Raw genomic sequence first — 18,997 nt, 5'->3', positions numbered from 1 at the left:
GTTATTGAAATTTATATGATAAAAGATTATTCCCCGGACCGTCCCTGGGCGGCACCCCTTTTCGCCAAGGGGACCAGGTCGGTCAGCGATGCGATTTTCACCGGGCATCCCTGCGCAATGCTCTTGCGGGCGGCAACCCCGATGAGCATGGACATCACCCCATCGCGCACCCCCGCCGAATGGCCATGGGGATCGGGTGCATCCGTAAACCGGAACAGCCGGTCATGCAGCCTGCGGTCGCCCCCGCCATGCCCGCTCCGCTCACTGGTTACCTGGATAACCCGGTGGTCCTCCCAGTTCTTATGGACGATAACCGGTTCGTGGATGGCATCCGACGCCCCGCCCTGGTTCATTTCCGCTGCGTGGAGGCTTTCCTGGTCCAACTGTCCGTTTCCCATCCACGGGATGTCCAGCCAAGCCTCCAGCCTCCCCCCGTGCCCGTTGAAAGCGACCCGCCAGCCCTCGAAGGGGGAGTAGGTGGTCAGCGAATAGTTCGCCACCGCGCCATCGGCATACCTGATCTGCGCCGACATCTTATCATAGATATCGATCTCCTCGCGGTAAACACAGCTGTCCCGGATGTAGCCGTCGAAGGCTTCGTTCTCGGCGTAGAGCTTCATGCTGTGCCGGTCCTTGGTAATGTCCCAATGGTATGCGCACCTATCCTTATAGGCGCATGACCGGCAGCTCGCCCCGCGGAACGCCCCGTTCTTCCCGTAATGCTCAAGCGCACCGTAGGCAAAGACCTCCTCCGGCTCCGAGTCCAGCCACCAGTTCAGCAGGTCGAAATGGTGCGTCGCCTTATGCACCCAGAGCGATCCGCCGTATTCCATCAGCCCGTTCCACCGCCGGAAATAGGAGGCACCGTGGTGGATGTTCAGGTACCAGTGGAAGTCGACCGAGGTGACTTCCCCGATGGCCCCCCCCTGCAGCAGCTCCTTTATCTTTGTCATGTACGGGCTCCAGCGGTAGTTGAAACCCACGATCAGGTTCTTCCCGTATTTACGTTCCGCATCCAGGATGGCCTGTGCCTTGGATTCATCCGTGGCCAATGGCTTTTCCGTGATGACGTCGCAGCCCGCCGCCAGCCCCTTGATGATGAAACCGTGGTGGGTGGAATCCGGCGTGCTCACGATGACCAGGTCCGGTTCCGCCTGCGCCACCATCCGGTCGAAATCGGTGAAGAGCGGGCAGTCGACCCCCATGTATTCCCTGGCGTATTCCATGCGGCCCGGATTGGCATCGCACAGCCCCACGAATTGCAGGTGGTCCGCGTAATGCTCCATGAGCCGGCGGCCCCAGAATGAGATGCCGCGGACCCCCGTGCCCACCAATGTGACCCGCAGCTTCCGCCCCATCCCGAATGCGGGTTCCGGGAGTGTCACCGCTGCACCGGCAGCTATCAAGCTTACCGCATGCAAAAATTTTTTTCTTGAAACGGATGTTTCCATATTGTGTTTAGTTATCGTTAAGTTATATCGTCCGTTGCGGATGTGATCCATCCTAATTATATTATTTACGTTTTCAAGTCTTTTTAACTGGATAAAACCACATCGGTATTCCCGCCCTTTTCCAGGGTGAGATCAATCGGGGCATTGTTTTCCCAGGCCCCGTTGGTAAAATCGGGAATGTCGATGGAGGCGCTCCGGTTGGCTGCCGACCATTCGCTGAGCGGGCCGATCACGCTCCATGCGGCGGCATCGTATACGTCCATGTCCATGGGCAGCCCATTGCGGAGGCAGTCGATCAGCCGCCAGTCCATCAGGAAATCCTTCCCCCCATGGCCGCCCACCTTTTTTGCCAGCTCGCCGATCCGTTTAACGATGGGCGGGGTGTACCGTTCTTCCAACGTTGCAAACTCATCGTCATTCAGCCAATCTTCGTGGCCGGTGGCGATACGGCCGGGCAATGGGTACTGGCGTGCGGTGCCCGCCGTGCCGCTGAGCAGGTGGATGCGGGAGTACGGCCTGGGCGAGGACACATCGTGCTGCAGCATGATGGTCCGCCCCTTGGCGGTGCGGATGGTGCTCGTGTTCATGTTGCCGCGTACCATCGGGCCGATATGCTCCCGCAGGGAAGGGTTCGTTCCCGCCGATTTTTCAACAAGCTCCGCCAGCATGAAATCATCAGATGCCATCGAGGTCATGTAGGCCAGCCTGTCCCCGCGGTTGATGCCCATCGCCTGGCAGATGGGGCCAAGGCCGTGGGTGGGGTACAGGTTGCCGTTGCGGTGCGTGTTCTCCTCCAGCCGCCAATAGCCGAAACGCTTCTCCGGTTCCACCAGGCTGTCGAGGATATCATGGATGTATGCACCCTCGCCATGGATCAGTTCGCCGAAGAAACCCTGCCGCGCCATGTTGAGGGTGAGTAGTTCGAAAAAGCCATAGCAGCAGTTCTCCAGCATCACGCAGTGTTTCTTCGTTTTTTCAGAGGTCTCCACCAGGCTCCAGCAATCGGCCACCGTCGTGGCTGCCGGGATCTCCACGGCCACATGCTTGCCATGCTCCATGGCGTACCGGGCTATGGGCGCGTGGAGTTTCCAGGGCGTGGCAATGTAAATGAGATCGATGTCATCGCGGTCACATACCGCTTTCCACGATTCGGGGCCGTCGGTATACAGGGTGGCCCCATGGCCGGGGCTTTTGATGCGTCCCTTGGCTGCCGCCGCCTTTTCGGGCCGTACGTCGCAGATGGCCTGGATGGCCACGCCCTGGAGGTAGCCCATGCGCTGTACGGCGGCCGAACCCCTGTTGCCCACACCGATGAACCCGATGCGGACCGTGCCGATGGGCGGTGCCGCATAGCCGCACATGTTGGAGGACTGGCGGTGGCGGGAAGCCGCCTGCCGGCGGATCTCCGCAAGCCGCTCACCGGGCAGGCTGCTACCGTTAGCGCCGACAGCGGTGAACAATGGTGATCCGAGAATACCGGCACCCGCAAGGCCGGACTGTTTGAGGAATGTTCTTCTGTTTGACATGTCTTTTCTGTTTGTGTTATCGTTTCCCGCCCGGGTAACTGGCCGGGCAGGGTGCTATCTGGGTAAGGCCCTTGCGCTCCAGGGCCGCGTAGCAATCGGGGAGATCGAAATGCGCCAGCACACCCGGCAAAAAGGCCGAAAGCGGCCAGTCATAGAAGTCGCGCCGCGCGACATCGCCGTATGCCGTGAGGGCGTTCTTCAAGGTGACCTGGGTTATCTTATCCGACAGCAGTGCCGCAAACGTGGCCGGGATGGCCCCCCATCCCTTACCCACCAGATGGATGCCCGTGTGGCCGGCGGACCCCAGCAGGCGGATGACCTGCAGCAGGTCGTGGGTCCGCTGCCCCGCATACGGGTAATCCAGCATCAGTCCATACGATGCGTAGAAGTAATCGCTCCCGTACGGGGTGTCGAATCCCCGACTGGTGGTGTTCGGCTCCGATTCACCGATACCACGGACGTCACAAGCATAAAATGTAGTGCCCGGGTATCGGGTAAATAGCTCTTTGATCAGCGGCTCGGCCCGAAGCTCGCTGTCTGACGAACGATCCGCCACGTACAGGATGGCCGGACCCTGCTGTGTGGGAAGGCGGGAGTAGTGGACCTCATCCCGAAGTAGATAGAGCAATGCGAAAACCCCCGCCTCGGTCTCCACCGCATAGTGCACCGCATGCTTGCTCGGATAGGAGCGCCCGCCCATGTTGCGCAGGATCCGGTAGTCGGGCACCCCGCCCCCTGCCGGGAGCTTCAGGCAGCCCAGCACCCGCTTTTTAAGCTCCGCCTCCGATGGCACGGTTCTCCGTCCAGCCAGCGAGGCGGCCCGATCACGCGTAAATGCCGCAACGGTTTTCGTACCCAATGCGTTAACCTGCCCTTGGGGGGTACACTGAAGGGTTTTATCATCTTCAAGGGTAAGGGGCGGCTCCAGGTGCCCCGTTGCCGATCCGGTGAACCGGTTGAACCAGCCGTACATCGCCTCCCGGAGTTCCTGCGCGTAACCGTGGTAACCCGATCCGACAAAGCATGCTACGTTTTCTTCCGCACCCAGCAACCGGTAGACATGCTTCACGCGCCCGAAGGCTTCGATGGTGCCGCGCACATCGAAGAAATCCCTCTCCTGCGCCAGCATGATCACCGGCCTCGGGGCCATCGCAACCAGGAAATCGCTGTGGTCCAGCCCCTCGGCGATCGCACCCGGCGGGCACTGCTCCGAATCCGCGGCCTCCTCGTTCTCCAGATTCCGCCGCCAGGTGGTCGTGTAACAGCCCGGCGCGGCCATGGTGATGCGGGTGTCGACGCCGCAGAGCAGGCTGGTTTGTGTGCCGCCGCCCGAGATCCCCGTCACGCCGATGTGCTTCGGGTCGACTTCGGGCCTGCTGAGCAGGTAATCCAGCGCACGGATCCCGTCCCACGCGAACCAGCCGCTCAGCGAGTCTCCGGTCAGCAGGAGCTGGTTGCCCATGAGATTATGTTCCAATACGCCGGTGCCGACGGTCGGCTCCATATCCCCATCTACGTATTGCAGCCGCTCCCCCTGCCCCACCGGATCGATGGTCAGCACGGCATAGCCCTTCCTGGCCAGCCCCTGGCTGAACGACTGGTAGGGCTCCGCCGCCTTCCCGTTGGCACTATGCCCGCACAGGCCCAATACACCGGGCACTGGCCGTTTTTGGCCTTTCGGAAGGTACAGGTTGGCCGTCACCGGGAAGCCCGGCCGGCTTTCGAAGACCACCTTCTCGATGGTGTAGCCATCCCGCTCAACCGTCCCGGTGACCCGGGCGTTCAGTGGTGTCTTATCCGGCCAGGGTCCCAATATCTTATTGATCTTCGCGCGTACCGATTCCACGTACGCCTCCGCATCCGCCCTTGTTTTCAACCCGCCCCGCACCCGGTCGGCTTCCCGCTCTGCTTCCCGCATGCGGCAGGCCATGTACTCCTGCACCATGCGCGGGAAACGGTGGAGCGCCCCCGGCCCCGGCCCATCCGCCGCGCTGGCCGGGCGACCCGTCCGGCCAGCGGCAAACGCAGGCAGCGGCGCGGACGTACCGGCGGCCAGCGCACTAATCCCCCCTACGCCCGTGATTCTCAGGAAATCCCTTCTCGAACTCATTTTTAAACATATTATGATTTGAAATTTTGCTAACTGTTCTCAAGCTGCTTCATCTAAAGGCTCCGACCCGAACCGCCTAAATTCAATCAATTGACAACATTGCCGCTTCCCTCATCCAATATCGCCGAAACCACGTAAGCGTCGTTAGCAATGGTATTGGATGACACGGTATTCGAAGACGTGGTCGGCATCAGCCAAATGCCATATTTGGCTTTGTTGGTATGGCTGCCCTGTTGGATGGAATTATTGGAAATGGTGTTGCCGTTGCTGCTTCCACTTAATTGTAAAACGGAATACGTATCGTTGCTGGCATGGCAGTTCCCGATAAACGAATTGCCCGTGAATTCATTATCGGCCCCATTATGGAGATACACCGGCGTTTTGCCAATGCCTTCAAAATGGCTGTCTTCGAAAACGCTGTGATACACGCTATCCAAACGAACACCATCGCCGGCCTGTGCGCTGAAGTCTACATCCGAAACCAATACGTTCGTCAGGTTTTTCCCATCAAGTCCAGTAGCACCACCCGAAACCGACAGCGACGAAAATGTAAGGCTATCCGAACCGATGAGCGTAAACACGTCAGGCGTGGCATATCCAACATCAATAATCCCGCGGCTGGCAGCGATGCGTTCACTATCGGATATGACGACAACTCCTTCCCTGGCTTCCTTAGCGGTGTTCCGCACGGTGAACGAATCCAGCGCGATGTCGCTGCTGTTCACCACCCAGATACCCCGGAGACCGGAATCGAGAACCCGCGTACTATCCACGTCAATGTTCGCAGATGTTCGGATAAACAACCCGTCCTGAACCGTATTGGTGATCGTAACATTGGAGATGGAGACACGTTGTAAATTTTTCTCTCCTGGCATAGGCGCACCCGAATTCAATTGTATGCCTGCATTATAATTGCTGTCTGCAATGCAGTTTTCAACACGGACATCGGAAACTTCACCGTATGCCGCAAAGATGGTCAGCCCCTTCCCCCTGTTTTTCAGGAAAGAGGTGCCGGTAATCAGCACATTTCTGACAGATTGCGTGCTTAAATACGGTTCTATATCAATCCCCGACTGCGGAGCAGTGCCTATCGTATTGGACAAAACGGAGTTCCGCAAAACAAAACCATCGATATTTTCAACAGAAATACCTTGTCTTCTGTTGGAATCGCAGGTAACATTATCGATCAGCACATCACGGCAACCTACAGTTTCTCCCGACACGTAAATGCCGTCGCCCCAGCAGTATTTGATAAGAACATCTTGAACCGTTACACTATCCGAATTGCGGATATCGATCCCCATACCATATTCGCCGGTCGTACCCGTGTGTTCATTCCGCTCACCCAGGATCGTACCGCCGGTCACTTTAACGCGGCTCACATCCCAAACACGGACGATACTGTAATGGTTCGCGGCATTCGGTATGGCCTTCAGTACCGCCGCCGGATCCAGCCGGAGGGTGATGCCGTCTTTAAGGCCGATACCGCGATCGCCGTTGACACCGGCGGCATCGATTTCGTACATGCCCGCAGGTACAAATACACTAGCAATGCCGTTATCGTACGCGTAGTTAATGGCCAACTGGATCATTTCGTGATCCGTGGTAGCTGCAGACTCGAAGTCCAGCACATTGACCTCGGTGGTGGCGGTGGTGTCGGGATCGACCTCCGTCATACCTCCCTCGACCCACTTCTCACAACCGTGAAGCATAAACGCGGTAATCATTGCAATAATTACCAGCAAACGTTTTATCATAAGCGTTTTCATAACTTATCAAGATTAAGTTTTTAAAATTTGGTGTTTGCAGCCGCTAGATTAGCTGCTGCCCTACGGCTATCGTCAAGTAAACCCGGGCATTTCAGCCCGAGATTCTCACAGGTAGGGTCGAGCGGTGGCGCATCGGTTCTTCCTCAACCATGTTTCCACCGCCCGCCTCGTCAAACGCAGCGTGCGCATTTAACGCACTGCGCTTTCCCGATGGCTTCGCATCAGGCTTATGGCCTATCATGTCGGGGCGACTTTCCGGGGGGTGACCCTGAAGTCGTTGTATACGTTGTACATCGCATACAGCCCCCGCGTACTCCATCGCTTCCAACCGAAACCTCGTTTTCCCTTGGCTTTCATCAGGTGCCTGCGCATCTTCTTGGTGAGCCAGTCCCTTACATATCCGAATGTCCGGCTCGAATGCCCGATACGGAAGTAACGTACCCAGCCCCGAAGTATCGGATTGATCAGGTCCCTCACCCTTGTCAGTGGCTGTGATCCGTGCCTGCGGAACACATCTTTCAGTTTGTCGAGCAGCTTGACCCGTGCCTGCATCTTCGGCCGGTAGTTCACGCCCCACTTCCGTGAGCGTGTCCTTGTCCGCCGGAACTCGAACCCGAGGAAGCCGAAACTGTCCCCTTTGCCCAAGTCCAGCAGCTTGGTCTTCTCCTCGTTGATGTGCACCTGCACCTTGTCCAGCTCCTCGCGCAGTCTCCTGACTACCCCGGCCCATAGCCAGTCCCATTTCCGGTGGCCGTCCACCAGTACCACGCAGTCATCGGCAAACCGGGCATACTCGATGTGGGTGTACCTGCCCTCCCGGGTGACTTCCTTCGCCCGCTCGAGCATCCTGTCCACCTCATTCAGGTAGAGATTGCTCAGGAGCGGCGAAATCACGCCCCCCTGCGGAACCCCCATCTTCCCGCCTGCCTTGAGCAGCTGCTTCAGCAGTCGCAGTACCCTGCTGTCCGATACCCGCTTCGCCACCTTCTCAAGCAGTATATGGTGCCTTACCGTATCAAAGTATGAACGCAGGTCCAAATCGATGACCCGCGTCTTTTCCTTCACCACGGCTTCGGCCACCCGTTCCACTGCCTGATGGGCCGTCCGTCTGGGCCGGTAACCGTAGGATCCGTCCTGGAAGTCCGCCTCGAAAACCGGTTCCAGAACCAGTTTCAGCGCGCCCTGGACAACCCGGTCGCGGATGGTCGGGATGCCGAGCTTGCGGGTCTTGCCCCCTCCCTTCGGTATTTCCTTCACCCTGTTCCGTGACGGCCGGTATGTCCCCTCTTCCAGCGAGGCCTTTACGTCCCGTAGGAAGCCATCGACACCGCTTTCCTCGATGGCCGAGAACGTCATCCCGTCTATGCCGGGTGAACCGTTGTTCCCTTTAGCCATACGGTAGGATTCCATCAGTGTCTCCATCTTGCATACATGTACATAAAGTCCCCAGAAACGGTGTGCCTTCTCGGCTTTCGCCTTGATGTATATCTTCCTTCTCAGTTCCTGCATTGTTATTGACGTTTTTATCATTGTCGTCTTTGCCTCCCGTTTCGTCGGAAAATCACCAGCGGTAAGGGGCCTTCGCTCCATTCCCATTACGGAACTTCCCCGCTAATATGCCCCTATCCGACTCCCTCCCATCTTCGCCCCGTTTCCCCGTCCACGGGTTATAGGGGTTACCCTGCTCCGGCCGTTTCCAAGCCGGGATGGGGAGGGGCTCTCCAGTTGCGTAACGTATCCCTGCCATCATGCTGCTGCTACCACCCCGCCGGTGTGTCTTCCCCGTATCAGCCATTTCGGGGGGACATGCTGCCTTCGCCATACGGTTATTGGCTCGGCCAACCGGTATTTCTCACTTACGAGGCTACCTCTGCATTCACTCGCGTTGCGGCCTGATGACTTGCTGGTCGCCTTGCGATCCACTTGTCGGTGGGCTTCATGTCGTTCATCTCTTCCCGCCATGCCACCTAGCTACGGGGCTTCGGCTATTACCCCGGTGGGACTTCCACCCACTGGATACGTCCACCTTTGCTGGACGCACAACCGGGCGTAAACGTCTCCGTTTACACGGCTCTTATTATCTAACCTTTTGTTAATTAACCGATGGGACTGCATTCAACCTCCAATGTGCCAGCAATCCCGGATTCTTACGGCTGATGCCGTGAAGCCACCTTATCGCCTTCATTTCGCTTGAACGCAGGTGCTTGTACTTGCTCCTTGCCCATTTGGCAAGCTTTACGTTTACGATGTGCATAAAATTCCTGAGCTTCGTTCTGTAAAATCTACCGTAGTAGTTGATCCATCCCTGAACGATGGGGTTGATATGCCCCGCTATGTCCTGTAGCGTGACATCACTGCACCGGAGTATGCCCCAGCCCTTCATCTTCCCGTTCATCGCCGTCATTGCCTTCCGGCTAACCGCAGGCAGGAAGTTCGTGAAGGTCTCCTTGCGGACGCTGTTCTGTGCCTCCCTCGGTTTGAACGTGTAACCCAGAAAGTCGAAACTCACGTTAACGTGGTTCATCCTACGGTTACTGTCCTTGCAGTAAACCACCTTCGTCTTCTGCGGATGCAGCTCAAGGCCGCATTCGCACAGCCGTGCCGTTAGGCTGTCCAGCAGTTCTTTCGCTTCCAGCCCGCTGCGGCAGTGGATGATGGCATCATCCGCGTAGCGTTCGAACGGACTGTGCGGGAAATGGCGGCTAAGCCAGCTGTCCATGCAATAGTGGAGGTAAAGGTTCGCCAGCACGGGCCCGATGACCGAACCCTGCGGAACCCCCTTGTCCCTCGCCTCGATGGTGCCATCAGCCTTTTGGAGCGGCGCTTTCAGCCACCGTTCCATGTACAGTAGCATCCAGCCCTCCGTGCAGTGTTTCCTGACGGCCTTCATCAGCAGCCCGTGGGGGATGTTATCGAAGAAGCCCCTGATGTCAAGGTCGATAACCCAATTCCACTTCCAACAACGTACCCGTGCGCTGGCAAGCGCACCGTGCGCCGACCTGCCCGGTCGGTAGCCGTAGCTGTCCGAATGGAAGATGCCGTCAACAACCCGTTCCAGCCGTTCCTTCACAACCGTCTGACCGATGCGGTCGGATATCGTCGGAATACCCAGCGGGCGATTGCCGCCCCCTTTCTTCGGTATTTCGATAAGCTTCACCGCGGGTGGCAGGTAGCTGCCCGAGCTCATCCGGTTCCACAGCCGGTAGAGGTGGTTCTTCCAGTCCCTGCTGAAGGCCAGCAGGCTGACGCCGTCAACCCCGCCGCTGCCACGGTTCTTCTCAACTTTACGGTAAGCATCGTACAGCTCCTTCCGGTCTATAACAAATGGTTTCGCCCCTTTCATTTCGGTACCTCCTGTTTCTGGATTACTCCATCGGCAGTTTCCCTCCTCGAAAATGGCCAGATAATACGCCCCCTTCGCTCCGTACCCATTACAGGGACTTCATCACTAATACGGGGCGTTCCGCCCCCGTGCCGCGCATCGGTACTTTCCCTCTTGCAGTGTCCGCTGCTTGGGGTTTTCCCTTTACATCGCGACGACAGGTTCTCACGTTCCGTGCATACGCCTCCGATAGGCTCGCGCCGCTTATACGCCGGATGCCGCATGGGCAGTAGACAGGTGCCCCCCATGCTTATCCCGATGATGATACTGGACATCGGTTCTGACATCAAATAATCCTTTCGACGCCTCTTCAGCGGTTCATTCGCATTCGCCTTCCTATCGGGCACCTGACACCTCGGGGTGCCTTTTCCAACAACGCTCACTACCGGGACATTTAATCCAGGCAGCTTGGCGGCGGTTTGATACCGGAACCTGCATTCCGATACCGAAGGGCCTGCCTTCATCATACGCACAGCATCAACTCTCATGTTGTTCGTGACACTCAATAACCGGGGTTTTGTACCAGCAATTGACTTTTCTGAATTTCTGCCAATGGAATCGGCATCAGATAGTTCTTGCGGTCAAATACCCGATCGCGCACCTTAGTCCGCGTATAGAATCCTTCCAGGGTCATGGCAAACATATCCATGCCGTAGATCGGTCCGTCCAATCCGCCTTCCTCGGGTGATTTGTCGGCAATCATCCAACGCTTGAGGTCAAAATATCGCTGACCTTCCGTACACAATTCCACCCGCATTTCTGCCCGGATTGCCTGCCGTTGCGCTTCCCGGTCACCCACGATGTCCGCTTTGATGTCTTTCAGCAGCGGTACGCCGGCACGCTCCCTGATCTTGTCTATGTATTCGATGATACGCAGATCATCTGGATTAACCTCATTCAGTGCTTCGGCATAGAGCAGGTAGAATTCGGCCAGCCGATGAACAATCGGTGGGCGATATTCTTCCCTCGGATAGTTCCCTCCGGGGTACACCCGTTGGCTCATCCGTTTATACATCAGGTGCCCTGTAAGCGGATACCGTGCCGAGTTCATGTCGGAATTCCCACCCCGGTTGAACCATGCCTGCTCGTTTCCGATGTGCCATTTACGGCCGTTGTAAAACACAGCTTGATAAAATCGAGGTTCCCTGTTGATGAACATTCGGTAGGTGCCTGTTTCGGTCTGTCCGGATAGGTCATCGCCCGCTTCGGAGAAGCCTTCTTCCGAATATAGCGGCGACTCATCAATGGAAAGGCCATCAACCATAAAAAATGCGTCGACCAGTGCCTGGGTAACGGCAGTGTTAGCTCCCTGCGTCGATCCGGTCACAACCCTTGGCGGGTTCTTGGTGTCCAGAAAGTATGATGCAGACGGCTGGTTATCTTGGGAGCGTGCAAAAATCGTTTCCTTGTTGTACGACATATGGACACCATAAACACTTCCATAAGGATCCAACTGACCGTCTGAATACACTTTGAAGAGTTCATAATGGTCGGCGTTCGCATAGTCGATGAACTCCTGCAGGGCCGCAAGTGCGCGCTCCCATTTGGCAGCATCATATGCGGGGAACAACAACTTCCCATCGGTATTGGCCAAACCCGTCGCTTCCTCATAGCCTCCGTTGAACAGGGGAGACGCGGCATACACCATCAGCCTTGCCCGGACGGCCAACGCTGTTCCCTTCGTGGGTACTGCCAACAACTCTTCATTCGCCAGGTTGGGATCCCGCAGCTCTCCGGCTACCGCCGTCAGCTCATTGTAAATAAAGTCAACCACCTCATCCACGGAATTCCGGGCAAAATCGAGGTTAGTCTCCGATGGACTGACAGCCACCTCCATGATGGGAATGGGACCGTACGCTTCAAATAGCAGGTAATGGTAATACGCACGGAAAAAACGTGCCTCAGCCTTTAGATCATGGAGTTCGGAAGCACTGAGGTAATCTGCCATGCCCGAGCCAGCGCGTGGAATCTCCCGGGCCCATTCCAGGAATAGGTTCGCCTGCCGGATATACTGGTAATAATCCCACCTCGAGATGATCACATCTGTAGGGTCGAGCGGCCTCGAATAAGGAAAACTGGTAGCGAACTTGCACAGGTCATCGCTCAACAGTGCCCATACGTTGGACTGCCCCCTGTGCGTTGTAAGACTAGACCACCAGGTCATGTTCATCGTGTTGGGGATACCCTCATAGATGTTCCGATGGAAGCGCCGCGCATCCTGGGGATTGGAAAAAATTTTCTCCATATCCAACTCTTCGGCCAGCTCATCCGACACGTCGAGGAAACTTTTATTGCAGGCAGGGAACTGGATCAGTAACAAGATTGCGGTAAAACCGATCAATATTTTTTTCATAATCATTTCAAATTAGAATGTAACGTCCAAACCGATTGTCCAGATGCTGGGCAGCGGGTAAGTTGCCGCTCCGCCATCCGACGCCTCCATCTCCGGGTCTTGCACTTTCACCTGATCCCAAACAGCCACGTTCTGGCCCATTGCATAAATCCGCAGGCTGGTAATCCGCGATGACTGAAGGAAAGACGGCGAAAAGTTGTAGCCTGCCTCCACGTTCTTCAGCCGGAGGAAAGCACCGTTTCGGGCCCACCACGTACTTGTCGGTCTGAGCGTATTTTCTCTATTCAAACTCAAACGGGGATAAAGCACGTCCTGCCGGGGATTGTCCTCGGTCCAGTGGCTTTCTAGAATTTCACGGCGGATACTGGAGGATCCAACCCCTTCGTAGTAAAGACCAAACGAGCGTTGGCCCTGACCGGCTATCAGGCTCACTGCAACGTTTCCGGCCCCCTGAAAAAATGCACTTACATAGGCACCTTTATAGGATAAGTTTGCTCCGAACCCATAGATGATTTCAGGAACAGTAGGCTGGGAGTAACCCGTAATCCGATCGACATTGTTATCAACCACCCCATCGCCGTTCAAATCGATGTACTTGATGTCACCGGGCTTGGGATTGGGCAGGAGGGTGAAGGCCGGGATGCCATCCTTGAGTTCATAAACACGGTTCCCGTTGGCATCCTGCGTGATGTTGAAATCGTCATCGGTAAACAGCCGCTCAACTTGGAGGCCGGCTAATGTATTTAACCTCGTCCCCGTCACGGCCATCCAAGGATAAGGTGTCGGGACCTCATCGTACTCCAATATTTTATTGCGTGCGAACGTGAAATTCCCCCGTAGGGCCACCTCGAGTTCGCCAAATCGATGTCGGGCATTCAGGCTGCCATCGATTCCTTTGTTGCTCACCCTGCCGTAATTCTGCCAGGGTGTTTGATGGAAGCCGGCCACGCCCGATACGGTGCGCCGCTGTAACAGGATATTGGTCCGCAGGTTGTTGAAATAATCGGCCTGCACCTGTACCCTACCATTGAATAAGGCAAAATCAACTCCGTAGTTCCGCTTCATCTCAATTTCCCAGGAGAGACCCGGCGATTCGAAGCGCCCCTCGATGATGGACGTACCCACCGAGTTGAGTGATCCGGTACTTCCGATCCCGATATCATATCCGTCGGACGTACCGAACGTGGGACGGTACAGAAACCGGGCAGACCCCGTGTTATCATTCCCCGTCTGGCCCACCGAGACCCGGAGCTTCAGATCGGACAGCACCTGCTTCAACCCTTCCGGATAGTAGGGCTCGTTTGCCACATTCCACGCCAGCCCCACGGCAGGGAAAAATCCGTACCGGTAGCCGTCGGCAAACTGCTCGCTGCCCGTGACACTGAAATTCCCTTCAACGATGTACCGCTGGTCAAAATTGTACGTCGCCCGGCCGATCCAGGCCTGTTTGCGGAAGGCAAGCGCATCGTCGGTCAGTTGCCGTTCTTTCTGGTAGTACAGGAACATGCCCCCAACGGTGTGCCGATCAAACGACTGGTCGTAATTGACCGCCCCCTCCATATAGATATTTTTGTTGCCCGAACTGCTCGTGGTTGGGTTACCGAATGGTGTGGCATTGACCATCTGGTTGAACAGAAGGTTACCTTCGCTGTCGCGGCCTGTGGCAAAAAACTCGCCGGGTGTCCGCAGCCGGGAGGTATTGTATATCGAATTGGCATCGAAACTGACGGCACCACGTACCTGCAATCCCTGCAGCCAGAAATCCAATTTCTGGTTCAGTTCCACTTTGGATTGTATGCCCGCGCGCCATTCCCGGCGGTACCCGCTTTCCACCAAGTCGTTGTAGGGGTTTTTGGACGTGACCGCACTGCTGTTGTAAGAAAGCGTCCCATCGGAATAAATAACCGGGATGATGTGGGGCGGGCTGCTGTAAATCCCCGTAAATAGGGTTTCGGTCGTCGCAGGCGACCGATTCACCTTGAGGTATTGCCCGCTCAGATCCAGCCGCAGCAGCGTGGTGGGTGTGATGTCAATGTCTACATTGCTGCGCAGGTTATAGCGCTTCACGCCGGCGTTATTATCATAGTCGTTGTGTACGTTATACAGACCGGACTCACCGAAGTAGGCACCCGAAGCAAAAAACCGCATCCGTTCGCCGCCGCCACGGAAATTAAGCGTGTGGCGGGTGTTGTAGGTATGGTCGCGCATCAGTGCCTCCCACCAGTTGACATCCGGATACAGATCGGGATCTTCGCCCGACCGATATTTCTCCAGGGTCTCAGCGGTGAATTCCTCGGCCAGTCCGTCGTTGCGCCGAGCTTCATTGTAGAGCGACAGGTAGTCGTATGATCCGACAAACTGGGGAACACGTGTGGGGGTGAGCCGGCTGGCTTCCGCCCGGTAAGAGATGGTCGTCTTCTGCACACGTCCCCGCTTGGAGGTAATCAGGATGACTCCATTGGCACCTTCCGAGCCGTATACCGATGTGGCTGCAGCGTCCTTCAACAGCGTAAAGGTTTCAATCTCATCGGGTTCGATGTCATTCATCTCGCGGGGAACACCATCCACCAGCACCAGCGGCGTGGTGCCTCCGGCAAACGAGCTCACCCCACGGATCCAGAATTCAGCATTGTCGTAGCCAGGTTCACCCGAGCGTTGTACGGCGATCAGGCCCGGCAGTTGCCCAGCCAGATTATTGGATAGGCTGCGGGTCGGCATGCGTAACTGTTCGCCTTTCACCGACGATACCGACGCCACCACGCTCTCCTTTTTCTGCTGGCCGAAACCGACAACCACTACTTCCTCCAAGCCTGCCTGATCTAAAACCAGCGTTACGTCAATCGAAGTTTGGCTGCCAACAATGATCTCCTGTTCCAGGTAACCCACATAGCGGTAAATCAATGTCGCATTGTCTGGCAAATTCAACAGCGCATATACCCCGTTGGCATCGGTGGTTGTGCCTACCCTTGCGTTCCCCTTCAGCTCTACCGTGACACCCAGCAATGGATTCCCTTCTTCGTCGGTTACCTTGCCGGTAACCCGGCGTTGTTGGGGCATGGGCCTGCGCGTTTCGGAGGGCAAATGGCGTTCCGTAATCGTGATAATCCCCTCGTCCAACGACCAATCCAACCCGCTTTTCGTCAGAATCATATCCATTGCCTTCGCAAATTCCACTTGCCTTAGGTGAATATCCACGCGCATATCTGCAATTTCGTCACCGCGGAACAGAAACGAATACCCTTGCTGTTTCTGAACTTCTTTCATCACCTCCCCAAGGCGCGCGTTTTCAGCATGGAGCGTTATCTTCTGGGCTTTGCTTTCAGCCGTCGCATACAAGGCAAAAGCGAGCGTAAAGAAAATTGCCAGTTTCATAATCAGTAATAATCGGTATTTAAAAGACCAAGGATGGCCTGTTACACCTCGTGTAAATATCATATATTTGTACTGTTTGGATGGTTAACAAATTGGTTTCCGGCTTCGCTAACGAGATGCCGGTAATCGAATCCAAGCAAATAAGCGGGTGGTGTCGTCAGCATCATCCGTTTTTTGCTTTGTTTACAAATGTATCGTTTATGTTTTCATCGTCCTGCTCCTCCTTTAGTGTTTATTGAATTGGTTATCAAAATTTAGGGTTTATCGCTGTTCTCCCAAAACGATCAATTGCTTTTGCTCGCCAGCTTGTGTTACCTTGAATTTCAGTCCACTTTTTTCCAATGACGTCAACACAGCGCTAAGCGGCTTATCCCGCTTGATATAGGCAAACATATTCATCTTTTTCAATTGCCCCTCATAAATCAACTCGAGATCATACCATCTTGCTAATTGGCCCAGCGCAGCACGCGTAGGCAAGCGGTCGAAATAGAAAAAGCCGTCTTTCCAAGCCGTAAAAAGTTCGGTTTTGACCTTCCTGACATCGATAACATCATTAACAAGACTCCCCTGCTCACTAGGCGCAAGCATCACATTTGCACCAGTAGCGTCTGCTAATAAACGAACTTCGCCTTCCACTAACGTCGTTTTAGTTGCGTCTTCGTCTGGATATGCAGACACGTTAAATTCGGTACCCAACACTTCCACTTCCTGCCCCTTACTGCGTACCTTGAATGGGCGCTTCGTATCTTTTGCGACTTCGAAATATCCTTCGCCCTCAAGCTCCACAATACGTTCATTATTATCAAAGTGACTCGGATATTTTAATGTGGATGCCGCATTGAGCCAAACTTTGCTCCCATCGGCCAAGGTTAGTTGATACGTACCGCCATTTGGAGTAGTTAGTACATAGTAGTTAGTAGTTAGCTTGTCTTTCTCCGTGCCGTGGGGGCCACCTTTTTCTTGTTTCTTTGTCCCTTCTCCTTGTTCTAAAACAGCACTTCCATCCAAGTACGTAATTCTGTCACCTATTTTTATCCCGGCTTGCTCCTCACTCAAATCAATCGTTTGTCCGTCGGCTAACGTTAGTGTGGCACGATGGCCGCCCGGTGCGATATCTTCGGTTTTCAGATCAACAATCTTGGGTTCTTGATTTGACCCGCCTTCTAAGAAAAAATAAGTAACGACGCTTGTAGCAATAAGTAGAGCCGCAGCATACGGTAACCATTTACGTAAGCGACGGAATCTTGTCGGTTCAGTCGACCCCTCGGTAACCACCTGCATACCATCAGCAATACGTCTCTCCATACGGGCAATGGATGCTGCCTGATCACCACCATACACTTGGTCAAAGGCGATTAGGGCTGATGTGAGGCCTTTCTCGTCAGACACTTCATCCAGCAATTGCTGAAATGCAGGATGGCTACCCGCCCAAGTGGTGAGCTCAGTCGCTTCATGTTCATCCAACTCCTGGCGGATGTGTTTGTGAAGTAAGTATACGATCCTATTAGTGATTTCCATGATTAAAAGTGGTCACATTCGAGCATAAAAACAACATGTGAATGGAAATCTTACATGAGAAGTGAAATTATTTTATTTCACCTATCTCTCGTCAAGAGATTGTGTCGGCTGTTGTAATATATTAGATTTGATTGCCATAATCACTTCCACCCCCAATACATCCGCTATGGCGTTCACGACTGCTAACGTGGGATTAATTTGACCGCGCTCGATACGGATGGCGGTATTTACGTTAACTCCTGCTAACTCCGCGAGATGCGCCAAGATACACGAAAGTCATTAAAATACACATTAAAATGTTTATTTTAATGCAGTTGGTATCACCACCGGAACAAAACAACTTAATAATGTCCTTTTAACGAATATACGATGAGTTGATTGGCTGCTAGTTTATAGACGTATCGATCAGTGTGATTGATTCTGCGGGACCATTTACCACTTAGATCATGTTTTAAAGGTTCAGGTTTGCCAATTCCCGCGTAAGGCGATTCCATGATGGCTTTGGTTAATTGCGCAATCTTTTTGAGCACAGGTTTGTTTCCTGTCTTATTTCAGTAGGATAAATCTTCAAGTGCTTCCGGAAGGAAAATCACTTCCATAGTTCATCCAGTTCCGCAAGGGTTAACGTACGACCCTCGCCCCTCGCTAAGGCTTCATCCCCCCGTTTAATTTTGGCGACGAAATCCGGATCGTAAGGCGATTCATCCGTTTTCCAAAAATTGATTTCCATTGCCCTCAAAACGGCTTTAATAGCTGCCAATTGCTTTTTGCTTTGCGGTTCAATAATCAACGTTTCCATATATGCAAATATAATCGGTTTACCATTAAGATACAAGTATTTTGACGATGCCGACATTACGCATCAGCTCTTCCAACAAAAACAAGCAAAGCCACAGCTCCTTATTTTTAAAGATATTACGGAGGGCTTCGATTGCACGGGATCGGTTGGCAAAAATGGCGGTGGGTGTCATCCCCAAACGCTCGGCAATTTCGTGGGTATCCAATTCTTCGAAAAAGGTGAGCCTGAACACTTCCCGTTGTTTTTCGGAGAGCTTCATCACCTCATCATGGATCTGTTGCATGAGCTCGGCCCGCACAATCTGTGCATAACTATCGGGATCTACACTTTGTAAGACATCCAACGAGTCGCCTTCAAAGGCCTGCCGTGCGTGAGCGGATTTGAGGTGGTTTAAACAGGCATTTTTTGTAGCGATGTACAAAAATGCTTTTACCTTATTACCGTTCTCAAAGGCATCCCGCCGTTGCCATAGTTTTACAAAACTATCGGCCACCAATTCTTCGGCAGTCTCTTGATCGCGCACCATCGACTTGGCAAAATACAACAGCGAACGGTGATATTGCTTAAACAGCGCATCAAGTTGCTGCGTATCCAAAAATGCCGATGACGAAATAGATTCCATGGTTATTGGGGCTAAAGTTAGAAAATATTTCTGTAATTGATCAACGTTACTTAGGGCCTGCTGAAAAAGTCAGCCAGCCATTTTCCATTTAAAAA

16 protein-coding genes are annotated in these 18,997 nt (G+C 54.3%); all 16 read right to left on the bottom strand.

The window, feature by feature from the left end; genetic code table 11:
- Window positions 1-26: 26 nt before the first annotated feature.
- The gene (locus tag NGM62_RS12870) at window positions 27-1,502 is read right to left on the bottom strand and encodes a Gfo/Idh/MocA family oxidoreductase (RefSeq protein ID WP_262248518.1); all 1,476 of its coding nucleotides are present in this window, start codon (window positions 1,500-1,502) and stop codon (window positions 27-29) included.
- A gap of 32 nt (window positions 1,503-1,534) precedes the next feature.
- A complete protein-coding gene (locus NGM62_RS12865) occupies window positions 1,535-2,725 on the bottom strand; it encodes a Gfo/Idh/MocA family protein (RefSeq protein WP_315975868.1) in 1,191 nt (396 codons plus the stop codon).
- A 268-nt stretch (window positions 2,726-2,993) separates the two neighbouring features.
- Window positions 2,994-4,895, bottom strand: a complete 1,902-nt coding sequence (locus tag NGM62_RS12860) for an alpha/beta hydrolase family protein (protein WP_262248579.1) — start codon at window positions 4,893-4,895, stop codon at window positions 2,994-2,996.
- Window positions 4,896-5,173: 278 nt separating this feature from the next.
- On the bottom strand, window positions 5,174-6,844 hold the full coding sequence (locus tag NGM62_RS12855; RefSeq protein ID WP_262248515.1) for a right-handed parallel beta-helix repeat-containing protein: 1,671 nt from the start codon (window positions 6,842-6,844) through the stop codon (window positions 5,174-5,176).
- A gap of 103 nt (window positions 6,845-6,947) precedes the next feature.
- Window positions 6,948-7,097 (bottom strand): hypothetical protein, encoded by a 150-nt coding sequence (locus NGM62_RS12850; RefSeq protein ID WP_262248513.1) that lies wholly within the window; start codon window positions 7,095-7,097, stop codon window positions 6,948-6,950.
- Complete coding sequence (gene ltrA, locus NGM62_RS12845) at window positions 7,094-8,365, bottom strand: group II intron reverse transcriptase/maturase (protein WP_262248511.1); 1,272 nt, start codon at window positions 8,363-8,365, stop codon at window positions 7,094-7,096. Before ltrA (NGM62_RS12845) ends, NGM62_RS12850 begins: the two co-directional genes overlap by 4 nt.
- Before the next feature lie 52 nt (window positions 8,366-8,417).
- Window positions 8,418-8,678, bottom strand: a complete 261-nt coding sequence (locus tag NGM62_RS12840) for a hypothetical protein (RefSeq protein WP_262248509.1) — start codon at window positions 8,676-8,678, stop codon at window positions 8,418-8,420.
- A 270-nt stretch (window positions 8,679-8,948) separates the two neighbouring features.
- Window positions 8,949-10,199, bottom strand: coding sequence for a group II intron reverse transcriptase/maturase (gene ltrA, locus NGM62_RS12835; RefSeq protein WP_262248508.1), 1,251 nt, complete (start codon window positions 10,197-10,199; stop codon window positions 8,949-8,951).
- A complete protein-coding gene (locus NGM62_RS12830; RefSeq protein ID WP_262248506.1) occupies window positions 10,196-10,726 on the bottom strand; it encodes a hypothetical protein in 531 nt (176 codons plus the stop codon). Before NGM62_RS12830 ends, ltrA (NGM62_RS12835) begins: the two co-directional genes overlap by 4 nt.
- 14 nt (window positions 10,727-10,740) lie before the next feature.
- The gene (locus NGM62_RS12825) at window positions 10,741-12,591 is read right to left on the bottom strand and encodes a RagB/SusD family nutrient uptake outer membrane protein (protein WP_262248505.1); all 1,851 of its coding nucleotides are present in this window, start codon (window positions 12,589-12,591) and stop codon (window positions 10,741-10,743) included.
- Window positions 12,592-12,603: 12 nt separating this feature from the next.
- Complete coding sequence (locus NGM62_RS12820; RefSeq protein ID WP_262248504.1) at window positions 12,604-15,963, bottom strand: TonB-dependent receptor; 3,360 nt, start codon at window positions 15,961-15,963, stop codon at window positions 12,604-12,606.
- A 261-nt stretch (window positions 15,964-16,224) separates the two neighbouring features.
- Window positions 16,225-17,481, bottom strand: coding sequence for a FecR family protein (locus tag NGM62_RS12815; protein WP_262248503.1), 1,257 nt, complete (start codon window positions 17,479-17,481; stop codon window positions 16,225-16,227).
- An 81-nt stretch (window positions 17,482-17,562) separates the two neighbouring features.
- Window positions 17,563-17,745, bottom strand: coding sequence for a helix-turn-helix domain-containing protein (locus NGM62_RS22225; RefSeq protein WP_390937296.1), 183 nt, complete (start codon window positions 17,743-17,745; stop codon window positions 17,563-17,565).
- A 77-nt stretch (window positions 17,746-17,822) separates the two neighbouring features.
- Complete coding sequence (locus tag NGM62_RS12810) at window positions 17,823-18,011, bottom strand: Txe/YoeB family addiction module toxin (RefSeq protein ID WP_262248501.1); 189 nt, start codon at window positions 18,009-18,011, stop codon at window positions 17,823-17,825.
- Between the two features lie 59 nt (window positions 18,012-18,070).
- Entirely contained in the window at window positions 18,071-18,280 is a 210-nt protein-coding gene (locus NGM62_RS12805; RefSeq protein WP_262248499.1) for a DUF2683 family protein, read from the bottom strand.
- 25 nt (window positions 18,281-18,305) lie between these two features.
- Complete coding sequence (locus tag NGM62_RS12800; protein ID WP_262248498.1) at window positions 18,306-18,902, bottom strand: RNA polymerase sigma factor; 597 nt, start codon at window positions 18,900-18,902, stop codon at window positions 18,306-18,308.
- Between the last annotated feature and the right edge of the window lie 95 nt (window positions 18,903-18,997).

Origin of the sequence: Parapedobacter soli, assembly GCF_025460835.1 — a bacterium.
In the GTDB taxonomy this organism is placed as follows: Bacteria; Bacteroidota; Bacteroidia; order Sphingobacteriales; family Sphingobacteriaceae; genus Parapedobacter; species Parapedobacter soli.
The sequence above is the reverse complement of the archived record's forward strand: the minus strand, read 5'-3'. Positions and strand labels throughout refer to the sequence as shown.